Source organism: Dasania marina DSM 21967, assembly GCF_000373485.1.
Classification (GTDB): domain Bacteria; phylum Pseudomonadota; class Gammaproteobacteria; order Pseudomonadales; family Dasaniaceae; genus Dasania; species Dasania marina.
Window position 1 is genome coordinate 584889 of the sequence record NZ_KB891585.1, and the last position, 25832, is coordinate 610720.

Here is a 25832-nt window from a genome sequence, read left to right on the forward strand (position 1 = left end):
GCCTAATAATATATTTAAAGAGCCTAAGCTATGCCTATGTTTTCTTGTTTCAAACATTGCAGCCTCCCAACTTTACTCATACTGTGTTGCTGCCTACCTTTACAGGCTCACAGCTGCAACCTAAGTATGGGCTGGGAAGAATGGCAACCTTACGCCTACAAGAATACAAGCGGCGAAATAACCGGCCTAGATATAGAGTTAGTGAGTAGCATATTGGAAAACATGAACTGCCAATTACAGTTAAAAAATATGCCTTGGAAGCGACTGCTCAACGACACCAAAGAAGGTAGCAACGACTTAGTCTCTGGCGCCTCGATTACCGAAGAAAGAAAGCAGTGGGGTCAATTCACCCTTCCCTACAGGCAGGAAACTCGCGCCTTATTTGTGCGCAAAGGCACTAGCGAAAACTTTGCCATTAACCAACTGCAAGACATGGTAAGTGCAAAGTTTAAATTAGGCTTAACCCGTGGCGTTTATAACGGTGATGCATTTGCAAAGATGATGGGGAGCCCTGAATTTAAGAAACTCACCCAGGTAGTTAGTAAAGAATCTATCAATCCGAAAAAACTAGTGAAAAATCGTATCGATGGCTATGTGGCCGATGCTATTTCTGGCAGCCAGATACTTCGAGATATGGGCCTATCCGATAAAATAGAAATCCACCCCTATACCATCTATGCCGCTGACGTACATGTGCTGATGAGTAAAAAATCCACTAACCTAGAATTACTAGAAAAATTTAATAACAGCTTGGCGCAGCTGCAAAGCGAAGGAAAACTACAGGCCATAATTAATCGCTATCTACAGCAATAAGGTGGAGAGACCCTATTAGCGTATAGCGACCACTCCAGCCATCATATCTAAAGCCTCACGAGTAAAGTGTTCAAAGTGAGGCAAATAATTACCCATAGACGCCCAGATAATAGCCAAGCCTAGGATTACCATAAACGGAAAGCCTATGGTCATAATATTAAACTGCGGCGCTGAGCGCGTAATAACACCTAAGGCAGAGTTAACAATCATTAACGAAGTCACCGCCGGCAACGCGATTAACACGCCCGCGGCAAACATCCAACTAAACCAGCCCATGATACTCCATAATGCATTGTTACTAATAAACCCTGCACCTACAGGTAATACCACAAAACTTTCGGCCAACACTTCTATCATGGCCAAGTGACCACCCACCGCAACAAACAATAACGTCGCCAACATCAGGTGAAACTGGCTGACCACGGTAACGCTAATACCGTTACTCGGGTCTACCATAGAAGCAAAGCCCAGGCCCATTTGCATCGCTATCATTTGCCCGGCTAAAATAAAAACCTGCATTAACATTTGTAAAGCCATAGCCATGGCCACACCAATCAACACTTGCTGCACGGTAATAAAAAATGAATTTAGACTGACAGCATCAATGGCGGGCATAGCCGGTAAAATAGGTGCCAAGACTAGGGTCATTAATAGTGACAGCATTAAACGTATGCGCGCTGGCACCAGCTGGCTGCCCACTATGGGCGCCATCATAAAAAAACCGCTAATACGAAATAACGGCCACAGGTATTGCCCCACCCATCCACCTATTTGCTCAGCAGTAAGCTCTATCATAGGCTCTAACCGATTAAACTAGGTATGGACTCTAACAGGCGGATGAAAAAATCCATTACCTTATTAAGCAGCCAGGGGCCAGCAATGACCAGAGAGGTTAAAGTGACTAATAAACGGGGTAGAAAACTGAGAGTTTGTTCATTAATTTGGGTGGCGGCTTGAAACATACTCACCACCAAGCCCACCAACAAGCTAGGGATAACCATCATGGCCACCATCAGCATAATAATAAAAATAGCTTCTCTAAAAATATCTAAGGCAACTTCAGGCGTCATAACAGCACCCTAAATACCAAAGCTAGCAGCGAGGGTGCCGATAATCATCGCCCAACCATCCACCATCACAAACAGCATAATCTTAAAGGGCAACGAAATAATAACCGGTGACAACATCATCATACCCATGGCCATCAACACACTGGCCACCACCATATCGATGATGAGAAAGGGAATAAACAATAAAAAACCAATTTGAAAAGCGGTTTTTAATTCGCTGGTAACAAAGGCCGGCGCCAACACAAAAAACGGCACCTCTTCTGGGGTATTAACCGGCTCTGTTTTTGAGATACGCATAAATAAATCTAAATCTGACTCACGGGTTTGTGACATCATAAAATAATGAAACGGCCGAGACCCGGACTCTAAAGCCTGCACCGAGGTAATCTGCTCATTGAGATAAGGCTGCACCGCCACATTATTCACCTCATCAAACACCGGCATCATAATAAAAATAGTAAGGAATACCGTTAGCCCTAATAAGACTTGTGATGAAGGCGAACTTTGTAAACCCAGCGCCTGTCGCAAGATGGCAAACACAATAATAATACGAGTAAAAGAGGTCATCATAATTAAAAATGACGGCAATAAGGTCAGCACCGTCATCAGTGCCAGAATTTGCAGAGTTACTGTGTATTCCTGACTACCATCGGCATTGGTGGTGAGCTTAACGGCGGGTATGCCGCCTGAAGATTGGCTGACAGCTTGAGTTAGTGCGCCAGCAGCGGAGTTGATAGAGCTAGCCGCGCCGCTAGTTTGTGCCTGCGCAGACAGTGTAAAGCACAATAATAGGATCAGACCAAACCAGCGACAACAACAACTCATGGTTTTGGGCTCTCAGTGCTGGGCTTTTGTTGTTTATGAATAAACTGTTTTAATTTATTGGCAAAGTCATGGGGCTGTTCGGCATCAGTGATGACAACTTTTTCATCAAATACATGCAGTGCATTGATACTGCCCGGCGCCACGCCGATTAAAATTTGCTTATCACCCACCTCTATTAGCATCGCTTTTTCGCGCGTGCCCAAGGACAAAGTGGAGACCACTTTCATATGCTGATTGGCCATAAAGCCCGTTTTATTAAAATGTTTGATTAGCCAGGCTAAAAAAAATATCAAGCCCACTACCACTAACAAACCTAACAATACAGTTAAGGGGCTGGAGGTCGCTATGGCCTCGCTATGTTTAATAGTGCTGAGTGGCGACTTAATAGGCTCTGCTGCCCAGCTTGCAGCGGACATCAATAGCAGGGCTATTAGTAGCCCGTGTGTTTTTTGCAGGTATCCACACAGCATATTATTCATAAAGCTTACCGCAGTTTTTTGATGCGTTCTGAGGGGCTTATGACATCGGTCATGCGTATCCCAAATTTTTCATTCACCACTACCACTTCTCCATGGGCGATTAGCGTGCCGTTAACCAAGACATCCAGCGGCTCGCCGGCCAGCCTATCCATTTCGATAACCGAACCTTGATTAAGCTGCAATAAGTTACGTATGCTGATTTGGGTATTACCCACTTCCATAGAAATCCGCACCGGTATATCTAAAATCACATCCAAGTCGGGCGCTTCGCCACTGGCTACCGAGGTGTCGGTGAGCTCTTCCATAGGCGCAGGTTCAGCGGCAGGTGGGCTATCGTCCTGCGCGCCCGATAACAAAGCATCGATATCGTCTTGATCGGCCTCAACCCCCTGTTCGGACATCGCGGCAGCCCAATCATCGGCCATATCTTCTTGGTTGACATCTTCATCATCGCTCATAGTAACGCTCCACTACCTGTGCACCTGAGTGCGCTAAAACTTTGTTATTCAGACAAGGTTATTAAGACAAGGATTTACGATCAACCTTATCAATTATTTGTAAGGCCATATTGCCTTTGGACACACCTAGCTTGGTATTAAACACCGGTACATCATTGGCAAACAGTATCATTTTATCGGGGATGTCTACCGGTATAACATCGCCCTCTTGTAAATCTAATATATCGCGCAGCGATACCGTTTTTTTCGCAATAGTGCCATTCAGCGTAACCGCAGCACCCATCACGTCCTCGCGCAGTGAATTAACCCAGCGGTCATCGACATCATCAACGTCCGTTTGCAAACCGGCATCTAAGGTTTCACGTATAGGCTCTATCATGGAGTATGGCAGCGTAATATGCATATCACCGCCACCGCCATCCAGCTCTACGTGGAAGGTACTCACCACCACCACTTCGCTGGGGCTAACGATATTGGCCATAGACGGGTTAACTTCGGCGTTAACAAATTCAAACTGCACCGGAAAAACCGCTTTCCAAGCTTCTTGTAAGTCGACAAAAGCATCGCGCAATACCATTTCTACTACACGCAATTCGGTGGGGGTAAACTCACGGCCTTCAATCTTGGCGTGCCTACCATCGCCGCCAAAAAAATTATCCACTAATTTAAACACCAGCTTAGCGTCAAAAATAATCAGGCCGGTGCCTCTCAGCGGGCGCAGCTTAACCATGTTTAAACTGGTGGGTACATACAGGGTGTGTACGTATTCGCCAAACTTTTGTATTTGTATGCCGCCCACTGCCACATCGGCGGTGCGGCGCAATAAATTAAATAGGCTGATGCGGGTGTAACGGGCGAAACGCTCGTTAACCATTTCCAAGGTGGGCATGCGCCCACGCACGATGCGATCTTGGCTGGTTAAATCGTAGGAACGCGCCTCGTCAAAGTCGACCTCCTCTTCGGTTTCAACGTCGCCGCCATCCACACCGTGTAATAGGGCATCAATTTCTTCTTGTGACAGTAAGTCCTGCACGTTAGCCCTCTACCGCAATTAGCCAATTGTTCATTCGGTATACCTGTTATTGCATCACAAAATTAGTAAACAACACTTGTTCTACGCCGTCTTCTTTGCCTGTTTCTTCTGTGATAACCGCCTGCACACCTTGCATCGCCTGTTGTCGCATCAGTTCTTTGCCTTCATTAGTTTGTAGCTCTTGGTAAGCGCCACCACCTAAAATCATCACTAAACGGTTTTTTATTAACGGTAAATGCTTTTGTATGGTGGCAAACACTTCCGGATCACGAGTCATAATAGTGACGTCGGTTTGTAAAAATCGCTGCCTACCACGGGATTGAAAATTGACCACAAAAGGCGGCTGAATCGGAAAATACATCGCGCTAATCTTGCCCTTAGGCGCTTCTACCCCAGCCTCAGCAGCCGCTGCTGCCAGCTCTTCTTCGGTGGGTGGAGGTGGATCAAAAAAGCCCAAGAAGAACAGCGTTACCCCTACCGAGCCTGCTATTAGCACTAATACGGCAACAATAAGTACAATAATCTTGCCCTTACCGCCTTTCGCCGCCGTTGCGTCTTCCGCTACTTCACTCTCTTCTTCTGCCATGCCATTTTTCCGCCGCATTGAACGCTCTATCCTCTGGCAGCAAAAGCTATGCCAGCCTTAGAACAGTTTTTATTTTTTTAAAAAACAATTGCTTAGCGCAATATTTGGCCTAAGCCGTGAATATTGCCAACAGAGGGAAGTGTAATGCAGCTAACTAGAAATAAGGAGGGCTGTGGGCTAATTTAGTGCAAAATCATTGCCCACAGCATAATACGGTTAGATTTTACCCAGTTTCAGCGGAAACGCTTAGACATAGGCGTTAATCAAGCCTATGTCTTGTAACTGCGGCTGGGTGCCAGGCTGATCATTAGTCATCGCCTCATCACCTTGTTGCGCCAGCAAACCTGCCTGCGCGCCTTCGCCGCCATCATCGCCCTGCTCGGCCTTATCATGGCCAGGGTGCTCAGAGACATCGACATCGACCATATCCACCCCCTGCTCAGCCATAAGCTCACGCAGTTTCGGTAGGTTTTGATCTAGGGCATCACGCACCGCCGCATGCGGGCTGATAAAATTAACCGTGGTTTGCTCTTGGCTGGTATTGATTTTCACCATCAAGGAACCCAGTTCTGGCGGGTCTAACTGGATTTCGGCACTGTGAATTTGCTGGGAGCTCATCCACATCACTCTTTGCATCACAGTATCACCCCAGCCCTGCGCCATGACTGACGTAGAAACACTGGTTTGAAAGCTAGCGCTGGCAGCTTGCGCGTAACTCGCCCCCCCATCAACTTTCGGGTAGGACGTTGTCGAAGTAGCGGTAGCGGTTAACAGGCTGGCAGCTAATTTATCGGCTGCGGCACTATCTGGCTCAGCCGCTATGGACAATGCAGCGGCATTGGCCGCCAATAACGCCTCAGTGTTTTGCCCCGAGCTCTGCTGCAAGCCTTGATTTAATGCATTCAAACCGCCGCCCGGACCGGTAAGCTGGCCTTCAGCCAGCCCTAAACCCGGTATAGCTTGGCCACCGCTAAATTGCCCTAAACTGGTTTTTGACTGTGTGCTCATCGTTGTCAGCGCATCAGGGTCCAGCCATTGTTCAGCGAGAGCCTGCGGATCGGCCAACCCAGCGCCGGCACGCTGCTGTTTGAAATTATCCATAATAGTCACCATACCCTGTGCTTGGGCGCTTTGCTGTGACAATGGCGCTAACGCGTCACTACCTGCGGCTAACGTCCCCTGTACAGTGCCAGCCTGAGCATTAATTCCCGCCGGTGTTTGCCAGGCTATTTGCTGCTCTAAATCCACAGGCAACCCCTGTGAGCCAGCGGCTGCATTATTGGCCTCGCTAGCGCCTGCCTGCTGCCCCGACACACTCCAGCCAGCCATAGATTGTGGCAATAGGCCTGGCAATAACTCACCGGCAAACTGCAAGCCATTGCCGCTATCGGCCTCAGCCAGCAGCGCCTCTTGGCTAAAATCAAAGTGGGGAGTGGCGGTACCGGAGGATTTGTTGACGGCGCTAACAGCCTGAGTAGCAGGCTGGGTAGCATTGGCCATATGCTGGGCAAAAGGCTGATCAATATTGTCAGGTTGGCTGTGGCTCTGGGCTGACGAGGCATTCGCCGCCGCAGTTTTGGCACCTACACCACTATTGGCAGCGCGATCACTAGCCGCAGCAGTGGCTGCACGTGTTTGCCCTAACAGTAATTGACTAGCTGTATCCATTTTAATCCCCAGTACTAGGTAATATCACTAAGGGGAAATAATGCAGTTTAAATGCCAAGTTTTATTAGAATTTACTTCTTACCCAGTCTTTTACTGGATGTTTAAAAAGTGTTTTTACAGCGCCTGTAATCTTTCACGCACTATCGCGTACTCAGCGGTGATTTGCGCAAGCAAACTCTGACTATCGGCTAGCTCAGCCTCACCGGCCAAAGCTTCTAAGCGGCGACACAGGTCGGTTAAATTCACTGCTCCCATGTTACTGGCACTGCCTTTTAAACTGTGGGCAGCCCTACGTATAGCTTCAGCATCAGCAGCATTAACAGTCTCTTTAATACTGTTTATCCGTGTGTCACTGTCATTGATAAAGGTTTCGACTAAATGTGCAAACTCTGCGCCCATAACCTCTCGCAGCGCCGCCAACGCTTCCATATCTATATGTTCCAATACCATGTTGTACCCTTACTTTTTGTTAATCATTACTATGCCGAACTGGTGGCCGCTTCCCCCCAGGTATACACGGCTCTCACTTCATTACCCCGGCCTCTATACTCTAGCTCAGTGCAAAGCTTGGCAACCAAGTAGACTCCACGACCACTGTACACACCTTTGCCACCCAAACCTAAGCGCGAGTAATCAAAGCCCTCACCACTATCAATCACCTCTACCGTCAAAGAACCGCCCTTGCGCGTGCCCTGATAGTGTAATTCAAAACGTATGCTGCCCGCTTGTAAGTCTTGCAATAACGCTTCTCGGATTTGGTAGTAGCGGCTAAAACCTTCGGTGGAGTTTTTAACCACGGACTCTAGCTTAAGAATACCGTGATCTAAAGCATTATTAAAAAGCTCTGTTAACACAATATAAATCTGACCGCTAAAAACACGCAACATGGGCACTTGCATAATAAAGTTAAGCATTAGTGGCAGCGGATTAAACGCGCGCAGCGTTTCAGGGTTAAGCACATAACTCATAGTCCAGTTATTGGGGCCTGAGACCTCTTGCTCCAGTACCGGCGGCTGCGAGCCCTTAAAGTTCTCTGGTGTTACCTGAGTAATTTCCATCACGGAAATGTCATCTACATGCTCAGTGGCACCTATAAATTGATTTACCGCCCAGTTTACTTCGGCAAATAAATTATCAGGTATGGTGTTGGCCTTAAACACCTCGTATAAACGCTGTTCGCCAAATTGCTTGCCCTGGCTATTTTCAGCCTCCAGTATGCCGTCTGACCATAAATACAGCTTATCGCCCACTCGCACATCATAAAGCTCTGCACGGCCATTAAAATCCGCAGCAGCCAGCACCCCCAAGGGCAGATGCTGCGAGGTAAGCGCTACCAATTCACCACTCTCGGGCTTATAGATGATGCCGTCGGGCAAGCCGCCATTCCACACTTTTACAGTGCGCTCGTGAAAGTTTATTTCTGCCAATAAGCCGCAGCAAAAAACACCAACTGGCAGCACTTCATTTAATTTTTTATTAATTTCTACCAATATATCTTTGTGACTAAAACCCTTTTCCAACATGCTATAAAAAGTTTGTGCCAAGGGCATAGCCCCCAACGCAGCATTTAAACCATGGCCAGTAAAGTCACCTAGAAAAACCATCAAATTGCCCAGCGCATTAACCCCCGCTAAGGCCACGTCACCGTTAAAAACAGATACCGCTGATAGCGAGTGTTTGATATTGCTAGCATCTAAACAACCGGCGTGAGCCACTTTATCAAACACCCGTTTGGCTATTTCTTGCTCACGAATAAGCGTACGGTTATGCAGGGATATTTGGTCGCGGTTGGTCAGTAAGGTGCGGTTCATCGTCCGCATGCGGCTGAAGGCATTGATTTTTGCCTGCAGAATCACACTATTATAAGGCTTGCTGATAAAATCATCGCCGCCCGCATCTAAACAGCGCGCTAATGAGCCAGCATCTTGTAAGGAGGTAAGAAAAATAATGGGAATGAAGTCTTCACCCACCTGACTTTTGATGCGTTCGGCCACTTCGAAGCCATCCATGCCAGGCATGAGTGCATCTAATAAAATCAGGTCGGGCTGTTGTTGCTGAAATACCGTTAAGGCATCTAGGCCATTATCCGCTGACACCACAGTATGGCCCTGCTTGCGCAGAATGGTTTCTAACACCAATCTATCGGTAGGGTTGTCATCGACAACCAAAATTTTAATAACTGCCAGCGTATCCATTAATAATAAAAAGAGCGCACGGCTCTAATTAGGCGCTTATTGAATGGTAAACAGTTGATCGAAATTGGAAATAGCTAATATTTTTTGGACATCGTCATTGCAGTTGATAACCGAGATATCGGCGTCATCACCACCGGCATAGTCCTTAAGTAATAACAGCATACCCAAGGCCGAGCTGTCTAAATAAGTGGTTTCTTGCAAGTCAACGATATAGCGTGCAACTTGGCTGGGTTGGCCTTCATAGGCACGACGAAAATCCTGATGCGAACCAAAGTCAAAGCGCCCTTCAACACCGATAGTCAATTCATTTCCATCTGCTGATATAACCGATGTTATTGCCATTAATACGCCTCTCTAAGCTACATATTGAAGTTTATAAGATTATATTTATCTTAGATGACTATAGCGCAGCGAAATACGAATACCAGCTATAACTATATATTTTTTAATGCCTAGCTCTATCTTGTTTAAAGCTTAATCACCCTGCTGTAAATCTTTACTGCGGCCACGGTCATCCAATTCACGCTGTGATTTCACATCTTCCGTTTTGGTTTCTTGCTGCTGCTTTCTAAGGACTAGTTTTTCCATGTTTTTTTCGCTGGCATAGGCTTTTTGCCAATTCAGCCTATGATGTTCGTATTGGGTTTCTGACACTGCGCTGCGCTGCGCTTGGGTGTATACCGCCTCTTCTAAACTATTATAGAAACGCTGATAATTACGCATTTGCTGGCTGCTGACAGGCTGTTGTTCAAAGCTGTGAAAATGGCGATTATATTCGCCCTGGTAGGTTTGCAGTTGCTCGCCTTGGCTGCGGTTACGCTGTAATGCAGCGCTAGCCTGGGCCAGTTTATCGGCCGCTTGCTGCTGTTTAATATGGGCTAGCTTTAATACCACTTGTAAGCGCTGTGAGGGTTTTTTAGCCATAGTTAACGGCCATTAACCGCGGGTAATTGATCGGGCTGTTGCTGCACCGCCGTTGCCAGTAGTGTATTGAGTAGCTGAAAACTACTCTCCACATCAAAGGACTCGTTTAAACCTTGCTGTAAGAAGGTTTTAATAGCCGGCAATTTCTCTATGGCCAAGTCGGTTTCAGGGTCACTGCCGGCCACATAGGCGCCAACACTGATTAAGTCGCGGCTTTGCTGATAGCGCGAGTATAAAAAGCGCAGGCGCTGGGCCTGTTTCAGCTGCTTTTCGGTGACGATGTTTTGCATGGCTCGGCTAATTGAACCCTCTATATCAATGGCAGGGTAATGCCCCTCATCGGCAATGGCCCGAGACAGTACGATATGACCATCAAGTATCGCCCGGGAGGCATCGGCGACCGGATCTTGCAAATCATCACCCTCGGTTAATACCGTATAAAACGCAGTCACTGAACCGCTGCCATCGGCATTATTACCGGCCCGCTCCACCAACTTGGGCAGCATAGAAAACACCGAGGGCGGATAACCCTTAGTGGCTGGCGGCTCGCCTATAGAGAGGGCGATTTCACGCTGGGCTTGGGCATAACGGGTTAGGGAGTCCATTAGCAGTAATACATGTTTGCCTTGATCGCGGTAATACTCCGCTAAGCGCGTGGCTAAAGAGGCGGCCCGCATACGCATTAACGGCGCTTCATCGGCGGGGGCTGCCACCACTATCGCCCGGCGCATACCTTCTTCATCCAGGGTATGCTCGATAAATTCTTTAACCTCACGGCCCCGCTCCCCCACTAAGCCAACAATAACAATGTCGGCCTCGGTAAATTTGGTCATCATGCCTAGCAACACACTCTTACCCACCCCCGAGCCGGCAAACAAACCTATACGTTGACCCCTGCCCACGCTGAGCACGGCGTTGATAGCTTTAATACCCACATCCAGCGTATCACTAATGGGTTTTCTGGCTAGCGGGTTAATGGCTTCACCCTTCATGGGAATAAAGCCGCTGTTATTGAGCGGCCCTTTGCCGTCTAAAGGACGGCCTGCACCGTCGATTACCCGGCCCAATAGTTCGGGGCCTACCGGTACTCTGTCTTGATAGTCTATCGCCAGCACTCGCGCACCAGGGGTAAAGCCGGAGGATTGCTGTATAGGCATAAGGAATATTTTGTGTTCGGCAAAGCCCACCACCTCGGCCTCTACCTGGTGCTGCTCGCTGTTAATCACTACACAGCGGTGGCCTATGGGCAGTTGCAGACCCATCACTTCTAGGGTCATACCCACAACCCGCACCAAACGACCCGACACTTGCGGTTTGCTAAGTGCCGCTTTCGAGGGCTGGTATTGCTGCAAACGCTGGCTAAATAGAGGGCGAGACATAAGGCGCTTTATCCCTCATCCGGGCTAGTATCATTGGGGGCTATATCGCTGGGGATGGCATCGTTGGTAGTGGTATCGCTGGCAGCTGACTGCCTACCTAGCTCGGCATAGCGGCTATCCACTAACTGGCTTACGGTTTGCTGAAATTGCTGCTCAGTGCTGTAGTCAGCCGCGCTGTATTGATTGCTCACCCGGCAGCCTCCCACGCTTAACGTCGCGTCAGTGTGTAATTGCCATTGTGGCTCTACCTGCCCCATGGTGGTGACAAACTTATAATCTTGCGGGCTTAAGTAAATATCGACTTTCTGCGCCTTGGCATCAATGGCGGCTATCGCGTCATGTATCACAGCCTGTATATGGCTGCCATCTAGGATTAACTCACGCCGCACTATCGATTCTGCCACCCCAGTAGCCAACTCTGCCAGCACCTGCTCCACGGCGTTATCCTGCTGTTGTAGGGCGTCATTGAGCTGGCTAATCAAGGCCTGCAAGCTAGTGAGGTGTTGCTGTATTTGGTTTTGGCCTTTTTGCAGGCCCGCTTTATAGCCTTTATCCAAACCCTGCTGCAAACCCTCTTGGTAGGCCTCGTGCTTTATGTCCTGCTTGATGCGCTGGCTAATCTCTTCGATTTGGCCCACGGTCACTTTACTGTAAACCACTAGGTTTTTATCGATGCTGGGGGCTTCGCCGCGGGCGACATCGCGCCTGGTTTTTTCGGCGTGTATGATTTGCCCCTCGTTCACCTCGGGCAACTGCCAACGCTTATAGCCTAGCGATTGAATAGCGGGGATACGATCAGTGTTTTTCATCAATCAACCTAATACAGCTTAATACCATGCCCTAGCTATAAGCAGCCAGGGCAGCCTTGTGCTTACAGCATTTCTTCGCCGCTGCCACCCAGTACAATTTCGCCAGCATCGGCCATGCGACGGGCAATAACCAGGATTTCTTTTTGCGCACCTTCCACTTCGCTGAGTTTGACCGGGCCCTTGGCTTCGAGATCGTCGCGCAACAATTCGGCGGCACGCTTAGACATATTGCCAAAGATATGTTCTTGCAGCTCGTCGTCGGACCCTTTGAGCGCCAAGATAAGCACATCGGAAGACACTTCTCGCAACAATGCCTGAATACCGCGGTCGTCCACCCCTTTGAGGTTGTCGAACACAAACATAAGGTCTTGAATTTGAGTGCCCAAATCCTCGTCCACTTCGCGTATGGAGTCCATTAATTCAGACTCTATAGAGCTGTCTAGGTTGTTCATGATTTCGGCGGCGACTTTGATACCACCCATTTCTTTAGTTTGCGAACCGGCGCTGCCAGAGAATTGTTTCTCTAATATGTCGTTAAGCTCTTGCAAAGCGGTAGGCTGTACCGAATCTAAGGCGGCTACCCGCATAACGATGTCTAGGCGCACTTTATCTTGTAAGTTAGAAAGCACATCGGCGGCTTGGTCGCCATCGAGGTAAGACACGACTATGGCCTGTATCTGCGGATGTTCGTGGCGAATAATATCGGCCACGGCGCGAGCATCCATCCACTTTAAGGTATCTAGGCCGGTGGTATTACCACCTAATAAAATTCTATCGACTAGCGAGTTGGCCTTATCATCACCTAGGGCCTCTACTAGCATATTGCGTATATAGCCATCGGAGCCCACACCTAGGCCGGTTAAGGTACGCGCCTCGTGTAGGAAATTATTCATTACGGTTTCGACGTGGGATTGCGGCACGTTTTCTAAGCCCGTCATGGCGGTACCTATGCGCTGCACCTCTTTGGGCCCTAAATGCTTAAGCACTTCGGCGGCCTCTTTCTCCCCCAACGACATCAATAAAATAGCCGCTTGATTGAGCTTGGTGATGTTAATTTTATCAGCGCCGCCCGCTGCTGTATCGTTATCACTCACCGCTGTTCACCCATTGTTTAACCACTTGTGCGACTCTCCCGGGGTCTTCAGCAATTAAGCCTTTAACCGCATTAAGCTGCTGCGCATAACCCTGCCCGGGACCCGTTAGCAGCATACTATCGCCACCGGATAAAGTAACGGTTTCATCCGCTAAGTCAGCACCTAAATCGGCGGATAAGTCATTTAGTGCCTCCTGCGCCTCTAACTCGCGCATTTCCTTAGAGGTATCGGTTAGGTTGCGCATAACCGGCCGCAACACCCCGAAAATAATCACCATGACGAATATGCCGCCCAATATTTTTTTAGCCAAGTTTAGTATTTCTGGCTGCTGCCACAGGGGCACTTCCTCTATTAATTCCACTTCGGGCTCTGGCAAGGTCACAAATTCAGCATTGATAATATTGACGCTATCACCACGCGCAGCGTCAAACCCTACTGCATCGCGCACTAAGCCTGAAAGACTGTCCAGCTCCTCTTGCGGCATAGACACTGAGTTCATGGCACCGGTGGTGGGGTCTTTTTTAACTACATTATCGACCACTACCGCTACACTGAGCCTACGCACCTTACCGGTTTGATGACGGGTATAACTCACCGTGCGATCCAGCTCGTAGTTGCGGGTAGCCTGCACTCTACCGCTACTGCCACCCTCGCCACCTTGATCTTGGGCGGTGGCATTTTCGGGGGCGGCGCCATCTGCAGGGGGCTGATTGCTCAACGCCCCTGGCACACCACCGATTGAGCCTACATTGCGGCCTTCTTTTAGGGTTTGCTCACTGCGTATAGCGGGCAAGTCGGGGTTAAACTGCTCCTCGGCCTGCTCTACCTCGGTAAAATCGACATCGGCGCTCACTTCGGCTCTGAATTTACCCTCACCCAAGATACGCACCAAGATGGAGTGAATGCGGTTGATATAGCGCTGCTCCACCTCTTTGGTGTACTCCATTTGACGGTTGGCGGCGATCATTTTTTCGTCGGTTTCAAAGTTGGACAGCAAGTTACCGCGTTGATCGACCACAGTGACATCCTGTAGCGCTAACTCGGGGATACTGGATGCCACCAAGTTGGCGATGGCGCGTACCTGTGGCGAGTTAATACCCGCGCCACTGTACAAATCGATAAACACGGAGGCCGTCGGTTTGCGGGAATCGCGCACAAAGGCCGAGGTCTTGGGTATGGCCAAATGCACACGGGCGGCTCTAACCTGACGTATGCTGGTAATGGTACGGGCTAGCTCACCCTCTAAGCTGCGCTTAAAGCGGGCGTTCTCCATAAACTGGCTGGTGCCCAAGGGACGCTCTTTGTCCATAAGCTCAAAACCAAAACTACCATCGACAGAGATCCCCTCACCCGCTAGCTTTAGCCGCGCATCGTGAATTTGATTGGAGGCCACCATTAACGCGCCGTTGTTTTCATCGACCTTATAAACAATTTGGTTGCTATCTAATATAGAAAGTACCGCGCTGGGGTCCATACGATCCAAATTGGCATACAGGGGCTTATAGTCTTCACCCTGCGACCACAGCACCACCGCAAAACCTATCGCCACACTGGCGGCCAAGCCTATCATTAGGCCTAACTGCCGGATAAGATTTAAACCGCCAAAACCATCAAACACCTGGCTTTGTGGTTGTGACGAGCCTTCTGCTGCCATTTTATTATCTCTTTAAATTTCGCTATATATCTCTATAAATCGCTTTATAGACTTAATGGATAACTGCAATACACCGCTACACCGGCATATTCATCACATCTTTATAGGCTTCAACTACCTTGTTGCGCACCTGCGTCATGGCATCAAAGGCTACTGACGATTTTTGCGAAGCGATCATCACCTGCGACAAACTCACACCAGGTGCACCCTGCTCATAGGCTGCTTGCAGGCTACCAGCGGTTTTCTGGGTTTGGTTAACGCCGTCTATCGCACCCTTAAACATGGTGGAAAAACTGGGCGAGGCACTATCGGCCTTTTCTATGCGGCCATTGAGCGCTTGCTGCACACCCTGTGGCCCCTGCATATCGGCGGGGCCGCCTGCAGGCATTCCTGCTGGCATGGTAGCCGCCTTCATTTCACGCATTTGGCTGAGTAAGCTATTGATATCTGTACGACCTACATTCACCGGACTTCCCCTTTACTTAACACTCGCTATTAACTGTCAAAGAACTGACATTCAATCTAACCATTACGGTTAAGCTAGCGTATTTAGATGTAGAGGCAGGATATAAGACAGTAATTTGACTGTGATGCAGCCCGCTTCTTGTTAGCAGTAGGGGTTGCACAAAATGGGCCAATTCTCAGAGTAGGGAAAGCGATGCTGCGGCACTTAGGCTTTGAGAGACGTTTCAACACGAAGATAGCCATCGCTAAACACCGCTAATAGGGCAATAGGCATGACAGTGCCCAGCCATAAAAGCATGGCTGGGGAGGCACCTTACTTTAGCAGGTAGCTTAATAGCGGCGCTTAGCTAGCCGCTTGATCACCCAACAAACGCACTTCCCGTTGCGGGAAAGGTATAGCCACCCCATTGTTTTTTAAGGCCGCAAAAACGGCCTGATTAACCTGGTATAGCTGTTGATAATATTGCTGGGTGGGCAGCCATATACGTATGCCCAAGTTAATACTGCTATCGCCAAAGCTAGCTATACCCACCTGCGAGGGCTTGTTATTGTCTAAGCCCTCTAAAGCATTGATGGCTTGCTCTATGTAGCTTATGGCCTGCCCTGGGTCTTCGTGGTAGGCAATGCCTATGGTTACTTCCGCCAAGGTACTTAGCTGTGAGTTATGTAAGATCTCACCAATAATATGTTTATTGGGTATGCTAATGCGCACGCCATCTTCATCCACCAATAAGGTATAGGCCAAACGCACTTCTTCAACTTGGCCAGTAACACCTTGCACCCTAATGGTATCTCCCACCACAAAGGGGCGGGTAATAATAATATTAAAGCCCGCACTGTAATTAGACAGCATGCCCTGCATGGCCAAGCCCACACCTAAAGAAGCAGCGCCTAACAACGCTAAAAATGGTGTAACACTAATACCCACTTTACCTAGGGCAACCAGCGCCACCATAACGATAATTAACACCTTAACGCCAGCAGCAATAAAATGGCTAAGGGTAACGTCGAATTGTTTTTTCTCTAGTAGTGACAATACCCAATTACTGACTTTGCGGGCCAACCAAAAGCCCAGCAACATAACAATAATGGCACCCAGTATTTGAAAACTGTAATTAACAAAAAACTCAATCACCATCTTATAAATAGCGGTGGCTTGCTCTAACTCTTTGCTTAGGTTCTGTTCCATGATGGCACCCTTTTTATTGCTTTTATATTGCTATTAACTAGCGACTAAACAGCGTTATAGCCGAGTTACTGATTGTCGAATACAAACTTTTCACCACGGCCATACAACAGCTACATCCACGACTACAAATTAAGCACATCCACCATTTGCACACCATTACCCGACGACGATACTGTGGCCTCGGTAAAGGCATACTCGGCTTTATCGCTGCTTCTATCTAAGGGTAGCTGCTCAAAATCAAATAGGTTTTTATCGGCCAATTGGCTGGGGCTAATATGCTGGGTGGAGCGAAATATACTCTCTACCCTACCCGACTGCTGTTTATCCCAACCTTGTAACATGGCTTTAATGTTTTGCCTTTGCAGGTTCTCTTGCGAGCCGCATAAATTACAGGGGATGATGGGGAATTTTTTAGCGTCGGAAAACTTAATTAAGTCTTTCTCGCGGCAATAGGCCAGCGGCCGTATCACCACATTGCGCTGGTCATCGGAGCGCAGCTTGGGCGGCATAGCCTTCATGCGGCCACCGTAAAACATATTTAAAAATAAGGTTTCTACCATATCGTCCATATGGTGGCCCAGGGCAATTTTGGTAGCCCCTATGCTTTCAGCAAAGCTATACAGGGTGCCACGACGCAGCCGTGAGCACAGGCCACAGGTGGTTTTGCCCTCGGCTACTTTCTCTTTCACCACGCTGTAGGTGTCTTTATCAACAATGTAATAGGGCACCCCTATCTTTTCAAAATAGGCGGGCAGTATATGCTCGGGGAAACCTGGCTGCTTTTGATCCAAATTGACCGCTATCACCTCAAAATTAACCGGTGCGGCCTTTTGCAGGTTGATCAATATCTCCAACATCGCGAAGGAATCTTTACCGCCGCTAATACAGGCCATCACCACATCGCCCTCGGTGATCATGCTGTAATCCGCTATCGCCTCGCCCATTTGTCGGCGCAGGCGCTTTTGCAGCTTATTAAATTCCAGCGTCTGTTTTTTAAGCTTGGCCGCCTCTTCGGTTGAGGGTTGGCCCGCTAGGGGAATGTCGGTAACTAATGGAGTAGAAAGCTGTTGCACAATAAAACCACGGCCTGTTGCTGAGTCAATAAATCATAGGATAGCTAGAATGGCGCGCATTTTAATCGTTTTTAGCCAGAATTACCCCTTTATTTGTCGCCATCACAGCCTAGAAACTGGCAATTTAAGGGCCAAATCACTAGAATTAGCCCGCCTTAAAAGGCCTTTGCGTCAGAAAGACGCGGCAGCCAGAGCCACCCTCTGCCGTTGCCATACCAACGCTCATTGCAACACTTTACTTGCAACACATAGGAATCATCATAATGAAACAACCTGTTCGCGTTACCGTTACCGGTGCAGCTGGCCAAATCGGCTATGCCCTACTTTTCCGCATTGCCTCAGGCGCGATGCTAGGCAACGACCAGCCCGTTATTCTTCAGCTGCTAGACATCACCCCAGCATTAGGCGCCCTAGAAGGCGTAAAAATGGAACTAGACGACTGCGCCTTTCCATTATTAGCTGGCGTAGTATGCACAGACGATCCGAACCTAGGTTTTAAAGACAGTGATTACGCCCTATTAGTTGGCGCACGCCCACGTGGCCCAGGCATGGAGCGTAAAGACTTACTAGAAGCCAACGCTGCCATCTTCTCGGTACAAGGCAAGGCGATTAACGACAACGCCAGCAAAGACATCAAAGTATTGGTCGTGGGCAACCCCGCCAACACTAACGCGTTAATTACCCAACGCAATGCGCCTAGCATAGACCCACGCAACTTCACCGCCATGATGCGTTTGGATCACAACCGCGCCAAGTCACAGCTTGCCCAAAAAACTGGCAAAGACGTTTCTGACGTAAAAAACATGACCGTGTGGGGCAACCACTCAGCCACACAATACCCTGATCTTTCTACAGCTAAAGTTGCCGGTACCCCCGCACTAGAGTTGGTTGAGCAAGACTGGTACGAAAACGACTACATCCCCACCGTTGCCCAACGTGGTGCTGCCATCATCAAGGCACGTGGCGCATCATCTGCTGCCTCAGCTGCTAACGCCGCTATAGACCACGTACGCAGCTGGGCCCTAGGCACAGACGGCGACGATTGGGTAAGCATGGGCGTTTACTCTGACGGTTCTTACGGCATAGCCAAAGGTTTGATTTACTCATTCCCTTGTCGCTGTAAAAATGGCGATTGGGAAATTGTTGCCGGTTTAGAGGTTAGCGAATTTAGCCAAGCGCGCATGAAAGCGACTGAGCAAGAGTTAACTGAAGAGCGCGATGCAGTGAGCCACTTATTACCTTAATGGTTGATAGGTAGTTGGTTAGTTTTAGAAACCCAGCTTTTTAGCTGGGTTTTTTTATGGCTGAATCGCACCGACTTCTCTAGACACTCCTTTCAGTCGCGGGGCTCTACCGGTGCATACCGGTATCCAGAACCTACTACCCTGTCATGCCGGCGAACGCCGGTATCCAGTGCTTTTCTTAATTAATAATTTGTTATTCGAGCGAGGTTTCGCCTTGCCGGGCGATAAGGGCACCCCTACTTCATTCGGCACATCCATGTGCCTCACCTAAAGGCAGCACTTCGTGCTGTGCAAATTGGCTATCCTGCCAATTTGTCGTCGTCGGCTACGCTCCTGTTATTGACAAGTAAGCCTGCGCTACTCACAAATTTCGCCTAGGGCGGAATTTGGACGCCAGCTTTATCATGGCGCCCGAAGGGTGAAAATACGCTTTGCGTATTTGAATCACAATTTAACGGCCGCTGCGGAACTCACCTTTTGAAGATACTCAATCTTCAAAAGGCTTAAACAGTCCTCGCTACTTCGTGCCGTTAAATTCCTCCGTTGCTCGGCGACTCCCAAGGGGAATCTGGGTGCTTCGTAGAGGGTAAGTGCCAAAGTGTTAGAACCGTGAATAATTTACAAGAAAACAGATAGGCACTGGTGTTTGAACCTGTGTATATTTATGTATTGATGTACGGATATAGGCTTTGTGTATAGCTCTAGGCATAAAGTTTAAATCTGGCCATTCTCGTTAATAAAACTGTTATGTATCAACGTCGTAACTAGAGTTTTGGCACTTTCCAGAGAAATCTAATGAATTGGCAAAATTTAATTAAATATTCCAGCGTACAGTTAAGAAAACTGGATGAACAAGGCGCGCCCTGTGGTATAGGTTCAGGCTGTCTATTAGATTTTAAACAACAACGATTCTTGATTACAGTTTTTCATGTTGCAGAGAAATCATCAGATTGGTGCGCTCAAATAAAGTTCAATGAAGATATTCAACAAATAGAAGTCCTCTTTTTAAATGAATTTAGTTTTATTGGTGATTTTAGTTCCGACAAGAAATCTATCAAAGATGTTGAATTTTCTTTTCACCCTGTAAGGCCTGACTTTAAGTGTTATTTCCATAATAGAGATTGGCGAGGAGATACTTTAGAAATTACAGAAAGACCTGTTCTCAGTACAGCTGATATTGGCGAGCCTAATAAACTAACAAAATATGGTTTTTCAGGCGATATTAGGCCAGAGCTTATTCCAGACCAAAATGCATTTATAACAGATCATCACATTTATCATGGTTTAGAATACGATCGGACTGAAAATGATCTACACTATTTTAAAATGCCAGAAGATCATCCAGGGCATGACTTCTTTCAAGGGTGTAGCGGTGCTCCAATTATTGGAGAAGATGGAAAAGTTGTTAGCTTGGTAAGTGGTGGTTCACTTGAAACAAATGAAATATATGGCAACAACTTGGCTAAATGTATAAGAACATTAGATCGGTTTATAAAATAAATAATACATAACAAGCGCAGGCTGACGGAACACAGGGACGTCGCTTTGCTCCTAGAAGCTCCCTGCTTCCGCAGCTGCGAGCGTTAGGCACCCAATCGAATGACTGAGAAAATAACGAAAATTGAGGCAGCCCAACGGCAATTAATCACCGCTATTGAATTATTTCTTAGAGGGGGGGAGCCTGTGTCGGTGTATAGTTTGGCAACTAATGCTTGGGAAGTCATAGATGCCTTATGCACCAAAGAAGGCATCGATAGCCTTTCCGATGAAACCAGAGAGAATATAACCACTGGGAGTGAGTTAAAGAAAGATCTAATTAATAGCCCTTATAGAAATTTCTTCAAACACGCGGATCGTGATCCAGACTCTGTGCTTGAAGGCTTCAGCGATTTAGAAAATGACCATATAATTTTCCTTTCTGTTGAAGATTATATTCGTCTAAATAAGAAGTCACCGGTCGAGTTACAGGTCTATCAGCTATGGTACTTGTCGATAAATATCGACAAAGTAGCTCATGAGGCACTGGCTGATATTCTGGCAGCAACTGAAGTCATGTTCCCATCTATTAAAGAGCAAAATAGGGAGCGACAAAAGTCTATGGCTTTGCAAGCAATAACTGACGCATATGGAGACAGAGAGCTTAATGATAGTCCAGAAGTTGAAAAAGCATATCACCGGCTATTTGAGCCAAGCGCCTAAGGTAATTGGCGGGTAATTGGGGTCAGATGAAACTTTGCATTTCGTTCCAGCCTTCCCCAGCAAGCTGACAGCGACCTTCTAATCACGGACCAACGCACATCATGGAAATAAAAATAACCACCAACGACAGCATCACCGAACAAGAGGTTATCGACCTATACCAAGCTAACGAATGGTCATCCGCCAACAAGCCTGAAAAACTGTTACCCGCACTACGCAACTCTCACACACTGGTAACAGCTAGACTAAATGGTCGATTGATAGGCATAGGCAATGCTATATCTGATGGCCACTTGGTTGTTTACTACCCTCATATGCTGGTTCACCCTGAGTACCATGGTAAAGGCATAGGTAAAAAAATGATGGCGGCTATGCAGAGTATATACTCTGAATTTCATCAGCAAATGCTAACCGCCGATGGCGACGCCATTAATTTTTATAAGGCCTTAGGTTTTGAGCGCGCAGGTAAAACAGAACCTATGTGGATTTACGCAGGCGATGAACATTAAGTCGTAGCGGCAACCACGCTTCTAACAAAACCATCTACGAAGCACCCAGATTCCCCTTGGGAGTCGCCGAGCAACGGAGGAATTTTACGGCACGAAGTAGCGAGGACTGTCTGAGTGCAAAAACGATTGAGTATCGTTTTTGTGCGAGTTCCGCAGCGGCCGTTAAATTGTGAGTAGCACAGGGAACCCGAAGGGCGACGGACTAGGGGTGCCCTTTCTTTTGGTTCCGTTTTCTTTGGGCAAACAAAGAAAATGAACCCGCCCAGCTGGGCGGAACCCAGCAATCAACTTACTACGATAACCAAAAAAATAAATACAAAAAACCAAAAAAACTGGATACCGGCCTTCGCCGGCAGAGCCTGCCCCGCGACTGAAAGGAGTGCCTTGGGTATGACAAGACAAAGACATTATTCAATATCCCAGCACTCACTGGCATAGCCAGATGAGTGAAATCTAAATAGACCTCATCCCTCCGCCACAATCCGATTCAAAACATACCGCAACACACCACCAGCCCGGTAATACTCAACCTCAACCGCCGTATCTAACCGCAACTGCAACTGAATATCTCGCTGCTTACCATCCGCATAATGAATCACCGCACTAACCACCTGGCTAGGCTGTACCGCTTGATCTAAACCCAAAATATCAAAACGCTCATCACCGGTGAGTGCAAAAGTTTTACGCCCTTCGCCGGGCATAAACTGCAAGGGTAATACACCCATGCCCACCAGATTTGACCTATGGATGCGCTCAAAGCTTTCCACTATCACGGCCTTGGCACCTAGCAACAAGGTGCCCTTAGCGGCCCAATCGCGGCTGGAGCCGGTGCCGTATTCTTTACCGGCAACGACTACTGTGGCCACACCTTTGGCTTGGTAGTCCATGGCCGCATCGTAAATAAACATGGGCTCGGTGCTGCCGCTTAGGCGAGTATAGCCGCCTTCGATCTGCGGGGTCATTTCATTGCGTATGCGTATATTGCCGAATGTGCCGCGCATCATCACTTCGTGGTTACCGCGGCGCGAGCCATAGGAGTTGAAGTCGCTGTCGGCCACACTATTGTCACGCAAATACTGTGCGGCGGGGCTATCTAAGGGTATAGAACCGGCGGGCGAGATGTGGTCGGTGGTTATGGAGTCACCCAGCATCGCCAGCATCGGCGCTTGTAAAATATTGCTTTGGTTACCTGCATACTGCGGCTCAAAAAACGGCGGTAATTGTATATAGGTGGAATCAGGGGAGAAGTTATAGGCAGCACTGCGGCTGGTCTCTATTGCGCGCCAGCTGTCATCACCTTTAAAGACCTCTGCGTATTCCGAGGTAAACATAGAACTGCTAACGGTAAGTACCAAGTCGGCAATTTCCTGGTTAGTGGGCCAGATGTCGCGTAAGTATACCGGCTCGCCGTTAGTGTCGGTGCCTAGGGGCTCGGTGCTTAAATCTATACGGGTGGTGCCCGCTAAGGCATAGGCCACTACCAATGGCGGTGACGCCAACCAGTTGGCCTGTACCAGCGGATGTATACGGCCTTCAAAATTTCGGTTGCCCGACAATACTGATGACACCACTAGGTCGTTATTTTTGATAGTGTCGGCTACGGCGCTATCCAAGGGCCCAGAGTTGCCTATGCAGGTGGTGCAGCCATAGCCCACTAAATTAAAACCCAAATCGTTGAGTGATGTTTGCAGCCCCGCTTTTCCTAAATAATCGGTCACCACTTTTGAACCCGGTGCTAATGAAGATTTTACCCAGGGCTTTCTCTGTAAGCCTTTGGCCAAGGCTTTTTGGGCAACTAAACCTGCGCCTATCATCACTGAGGGGTTAGATGTGTTGGTGCAAGAGGTGATGGCGGCAATTACCACGTCGCCGTGATGCATGGCCTCGTCGCTACCGGCCAAAGCAAATGCGGTATCGAGTTGATCGTGCTTACCTTGCAGATCAATAAAATCATCAATCGCTTTATTTAAATTGCGTACTGCAACGCGATCTTGTGGCCGTTTGGGCCCGGCCAAGTTCGCTTCAACCGTGCTCATATCTAGCTGCAACGTGGCGGAAAAATCGGCTACTTGATAGTTTTCGTCGCGCCACATGCCCTGCGCTTTGCTATAGGCTTCGACTAAAGCAATGGTGTCTTCGTCACGGCCACTTAAGCGCAGGTAGTTAATGGTTTGTTGATCTACGGGGAAGAAACCACAGGTGGCCCCATACTCCGGAGACATATTGGCTATGGTGGCGCGATCGGCCAGTGGTAAATGGTCTAGGCCGGCACCATAAAACTCGACAAACTTACCCACCACGCCATGCGCCCGCAGCATTTCTACCACTCTTAACACCAAATCGGTAGCGGTGATGCCTTCCTGCAATTTGCCGGTTAATTCAAAACCGACCACATCGGGGATTAACATAGAGATAGGCTGGCCTAGCATCGCCGCTTCCGCCTCTATGCCGCCAACGCCCCAGCCCAACACGCCCAGTCCGTTAATCATGGTGGTGTGGCTGTCAGTGCCTACCAGTGTATCGGGGTAGGCAAACAGCTGATCGCCGTCACTGTGCGACCACACGGTTTTGGCTAAATACTCCAGGTTAACCTGATGGCATATACCGGTGCCGGGTGGCACTACCCTAAAGTTGTCAAAGGCCCCTTGGCCCCATTTTAAAAACTCATAGCGCTCGCCATTACGCTGCATCTCTATAGCAACGTTTTCGTCAAAGGCGGATGCGGTGGCAAATTTGTCTATGCTTACCGAGTGGTCTATTACTAAATCTACCGGCGATAAGGGGTTTATTTTTTGAGGATCTAGGCCCTGCTTCACCAGCGCATCGCGCATCGCCGCCAGATCAACCACGGCGGGGACGCCGGTAAAATCTTGCATTAAAACTCGTGCGGGGTGATAGGCGACCTCTTGGTCGCTACCCTTGCCGGCACTGGCAGCCAAGGCCTCAATATCATCGCGGCTGCAAACTAGGCCATCTTCGTGACGCAACAGGTTTTCCAGTAAAATCTTAGTGCTAATAGGCAGCCTGCTGACCCCGGCCTTGGCGGCTAACTCACCACCATTAATCGCATAATAAGCGTAGCTTTTACCGTTAACTTGCAACGTATTTAGGGTGTTAAAGGTATTTGATGATTGAGACATAGTTGACTTCCATAAACCTGGGGGTTAAACAATAAAACTAACCTTGCTCTCTTGAGCGTACACTATTCACAGTATTAAAGAGTCACACTAGCCCTTCTATAGTAAAAATCAACTCTCTAGTCGCCAATGTTGACTCATCGATTCAAGCACCTATGAGCTATAAACTATGGGCCATAACTCATGAATCAAACATATTTTGATTAGTAAAATGACGCAAAACACCACACACAAGGATAAACCAACCCTTTTAGGGAGCTTTCACTCCACCTTACATCACGTTACGCTATTGTAAATAAAGGTTTGTATTGGAGTATATTTATGGCTACAACCCATCAAGGATCAATAGGATCTATTTCCCCACAAAACAATAATGACAGCTCTGAACAAAGCGCTGAAGCTATTGCGGTTATCAACACCAAACCTGAAGACTTTGAGGCATTAATAGAGATGGTTTTTAATGCTTTTAAAAATGACCCTTTTTTATCTTGGGCATTTACCAACCCCGCCTCTCGCAAACAGTTTTTATCATTATTTTTACAAGGCTCGCTGCGCTACCCATGGGTTTTTCATACCGAAAATCATGAAGCGCTTGTTGCCTGGATACCACCTGGCGGCAGTGTGTTTACCCAACAACAAAAAGAGAACTTTTCTGACATGTTGCAACAACTATGTGGCGACAGAGCAGATGAAGTCGCCTCTGCTTTTGACCTGTTCGCAGAAATGCAGCCAAACCCGGCGCTTAATTATTATTATCTAGGCCTGCTGTGCACAAACACCCATTACCGAGGTAAAGATATAGGCATAAATTTATTAAAAGAAAACTTAGCCAGAGTGGATGAGCTCGATATGCCAGCCTACTTAGAATCAAGCAACATCGCTAATAACCCACGCTATGAAACGGCGGGATTTAAAAGCATTGGCTCTTTTCAAGCACCCAATAATGGACCTATCATCACTGGTATGTGGCGGGATAAAAAAGCACAAAGGCCCGACTAATTCTATAAAACATAGTACTGGCGCGAAAAT

26 protein-coding genes are annotated in these 25832 nt (G+C 48.0%); 6 read left to right on the top strand and 20 right to left on the bottom strand.

Going from position 1 to position 25832, the window contains the following annotated elements; genetic code table 11:
- Positions 1 to 126 precede the first annotated feature (126 nt).
- The gene (locus B067_RS0112315) at positions 127 to 813 is read left to right on the top strand and encodes a substrate-binding periplasmic protein (RefSeq protein ID WP_019530390.1); all 687 of its coding nucleotides are present in this window, start codon (positions 127 to 129) and stop codon (positions 811 to 813) included.
- A gap of 15 nt (positions 814 to 828) precedes the next feature.
- Here B067_RS0112315 and fliR read toward each other — a convergent pair whose 3' ends face one another.
- The 19 genes from fliR to ttcA all read right to left on the bottom strand — a co-directional run bounded on the left by fliR (position 829) and on the right by ttcA (position 17681).
- Positions 829 to 1608 (bottom strand): flagellar biosynthetic protein FliR, encoded by a 780-nt coding sequence (fliR, locus tag B067_RS0112320; protein WP_019530391.1) that lies wholly within the window; start codon positions 1606 to 1608, stop codon positions 829 to 831.
- 5 nt (positions 1609 to 1613) lie between these two features.
- Entirely contained in the window at positions 1614 to 1883 is a 270-nt protein-coding gene (fliQ, locus tag B067_RS0112325; RefSeq protein WP_019530392.1) for a flagellar biosynthesis protein FliQ, read from the bottom strand.
- Positions 1884 to 1892: 9 nt separating this feature from the next.
- Positions 1893 to 2708: a flagellar type III secretion system pore protein FliP gene (gene fliP, locus B067_RS0112330; RefSeq protein ID WP_019530393.1), complete on the bottom strand. Its 816-nt coding sequence runs from the start codon at positions 2706 to 2708 to the stop codon at positions 1893 to 1895.
- Complete coding sequence (fliO, locus tag B067_RS20385) at positions 2705 to 3187, bottom strand: flagellar biosynthetic protein FliO (protein ID WP_019530394.1); 483 nt, start codon at positions 3185 to 3187, stop codon at positions 2705 to 2707. The genes fliP and fliO overlap by 4 nt, the downstream gene beginning before the upstream one ends.
- Positions 3188 to 3192: 5 nt before the next feature.
- Positions 3193 to 3645, bottom strand: coding sequence for a flagellar motor switch protein FliN (gene fliN, locus B067_RS0112340; RefSeq protein WP_019530395.1), 453 nt, complete (start codon positions 3643 to 3645; stop codon positions 3193 to 3195).
- A 61-nt stretch (positions 3646 to 3706) separates the two neighbouring features.
- The gene (gene fliM, locus B067_RS0112345) at positions 3707 to 4678 is read right to left on the bottom strand and encodes a flagellar motor switch protein FliM (RefSeq protein ID WP_019530396.1); all 972 of its coding nucleotides are present in this window, start codon (positions 4676 to 4678) and stop codon (positions 3707 to 3709) included.
- Between the two features lie 46 nt (positions 4679 to 4724).
- A complete protein-coding gene (locus tag B067_RS0112350; RefSeq protein ID WP_019530397.1) occupies positions 4725 to 5282 on the bottom strand; it encodes a flagellar basal body-associated FliL family protein in 558 nt (185 codons plus the stop codon).
- A gap of 228 nt (positions 5283 to 5510) precedes the next feature.
- Entirely contained in the window at positions 5511 to 6932 is a 1422-nt protein-coding gene (locus tag B067_RS0112355; protein WP_019530398.1) for a flagellar hook-length control protein FliK, read from the bottom strand.
- 114 nt (positions 6933 to 7046) lie between these two features.
- Positions 7047 to 7382, bottom strand: coding sequence for an Hpt domain-containing protein (locus B067_RS0112360; RefSeq protein WP_019530399.1), 336 nt, complete (start codon positions 7380 to 7382; stop codon positions 7047 to 7049).
- A 29-nt stretch (positions 7383 to 7411) separates the two neighbouring features.
- A complete protein-coding gene (locus B067_RS0112365; RefSeq protein ID WP_019530400.1) occupies positions 7412 to 9127 on the bottom strand; it encodes a fused response regulator/phosphatase in 1716 nt (571 codons plus the stop codon).
- Positions 9128 to 9163: 36 nt separating this feature from the next.
- The gene (locus tag B067_RS0112370) at positions 9164 to 9469 is read right to left on the bottom strand and encodes an STAS domain-containing protein (RefSeq protein ID WP_019530401.1); all 306 of its coding nucleotides are present in this window, start codon (positions 9467 to 9469) and stop codon (positions 9164 to 9166) included.
- Between the two features lie 132 nt (positions 9470 to 9601).
- Positions 9602 to 10051 (bottom strand): flagellar export protein FliJ, encoded by a 450-nt coding sequence (gene fliJ, locus B067_RS0112380; protein WP_019530403.1) that lies wholly within the window; start codon positions 10049 to 10051, stop codon positions 9602 to 9604.
- A gap of 2 nt (positions 10052 to 10053) precedes the next feature.
- Positions 10054 to 11430: a flagellar protein export ATPase FliI gene (gene fliI, locus B067_RS0112385; protein WP_019530404.1), complete on the bottom strand. Its 1377-nt coding sequence runs from the start codon at positions 11428 to 11430 to the stop codon at positions 10054 to 10056.
- Positions 11431 to 11438: 8 nt separating this feature from the next.
- Entirely contained in the window at positions 11439 to 12239 is an 801-nt protein-coding gene (locus B067_RS0112390; protein WP_019530405.1) for a FliH/SctL family protein, read from the bottom strand.
- A gap of 62 nt (positions 12240 to 12301) precedes the next feature.
- The gene (gene fliG / locus B067_RS0112395) at positions 12302 to 13333 is read right to left on the bottom strand and encodes a flagellar motor switch protein FliG (protein ID WP_019530406.1); all 1032 of its coding nucleotides are present in this window, start codon (positions 13331 to 13333) and stop codon (positions 12302 to 12304) included.
- Positions 13326 to 14987 (bottom strand): flagellar basal-body MS-ring/collar protein FliF, encoded by a 1662-nt coding sequence (fliF, locus tag B067_RS0112400; protein WP_019530407.1) that lies wholly within the window; start codon positions 14985 to 14987, stop codon positions 13326 to 13328. Before fliF ends, fliG begins: the two co-directional genes overlap by 8 nt.
- A gap of 76 nt (positions 14988 to 15063) precedes the next feature.
- Positions 15064 to 15453, bottom strand: coding sequence for a flagellar hook-basal body complex protein FliE (fliE, locus tag B067_RS0112405; protein ID WP_019530408.1), 390 nt, complete (start codon positions 15451 to 15453; stop codon positions 15064 to 15066).
- 342 nt (positions 15454 to 15795) lie between these two features.
- Positions 15796 to 16641 carry a mechanosensitive ion channel family protein gene (locus B067_RS0112410; protein ID WP_019530409.1) on the bottom strand — a complete coding sequence of 282 codons (846 nt, stop codon included), beginning with the start codon at positions 16639 to 16641 and terminating at the stop codon, positions 15796 to 15798.
- A gap of 122 nt (positions 16642 to 16763) precedes the next feature.
- A complete protein-coding gene (gene ttcA, locus B067_RS0112415; protein WP_051083855.1) occupies positions 16764 to 17681 on the bottom strand; it encodes a tRNA 2-thiocytidine(32) synthetase TtcA in 918 nt (305 codons plus the stop codon).
- Positions 17682 to 17977: 296 nt separating this feature from the next.
- Here ttcA and B067_RS0112420 point away from each other — a divergent pair, with 296 nt between their 5' ends.
- The 4 genes from B067_RS0112420 (at position 17978) to B067_RS0112435 (ending at position 21666) form a co-directional block, all read left to right on the top strand.
- A complete protein-coding gene (locus B067_RS0112420) occupies positions 17978 to 18958 on the top strand; it encodes a malate dehydrogenase (protein ID WP_019530411.1) in 981 nt (326 codons plus the stop codon).
- A gap of 795 nt (positions 18959 to 19753) precedes the next feature.
- Complete coding sequence (locus B067_RS0112425; RefSeq protein ID WP_019530412.1) at positions 19754 to 20458, top strand: hypothetical protein; 705 nt, start codon at positions 19754 to 19756, stop codon at positions 20456 to 20458.
- Positions 20459 to 20557: 99 nt separating this feature from the next.
- Positions 20558 to 21157 carry a hypothetical protein gene (locus B067_RS20390; protein WP_019530413.1) on the top strand — a complete coding sequence of 200 codons (600 nt, stop codon included), beginning with the start codon at positions 20558 to 20560 and terminating at the stop codon, positions 21155 to 21157.
- A 101-nt stretch (positions 21158 to 21258) separates the two neighbouring features.
- Positions 21259 to 21666 carry a GNAT family N-acetyltransferase gene (locus tag B067_RS0112435; RefSeq protein ID WP_019530414.1) on the top strand — a complete coding sequence of 136 codons (408 nt, stop codon included), beginning with the start codon at positions 21259 to 21261 and terminating at the stop codon, positions 21664 to 21666.
- A 464-nt stretch (positions 21667 to 22130) separates the two neighbouring features.
- On the opposite strand, the gene acnA is transcribed toward B067_RS0112435, so the two are convergent.
- Positions 22131 to 24806 (bottom strand): aconitate hydratase AcnA, encoded by a 2676-nt coding sequence (gene acnA / locus B067_RS0112440; RefSeq protein WP_019530415.1) that lies wholly within the window; start codon positions 24804 to 24806, stop codon positions 22131 to 22133.
- A gap of 318 nt (positions 24807 to 25124) precedes the next feature.
- Here acnA and B067_RS20395 point away from each other — a divergent pair, with 318 nt between their 5' ends.
- Positions 25125 to 25802 carry an N-acetyltransferase gene (locus tag B067_RS20395; RefSeq protein ID WP_019530416.1) on the top strand — a complete coding sequence of 226 codons (678 nt, stop codon included), beginning with the start codon at positions 25125 to 25127 and terminating at the stop codon, positions 25800 to 25802.
- Positions 25803 to 25832: the final 30 nt, after the last annotated feature.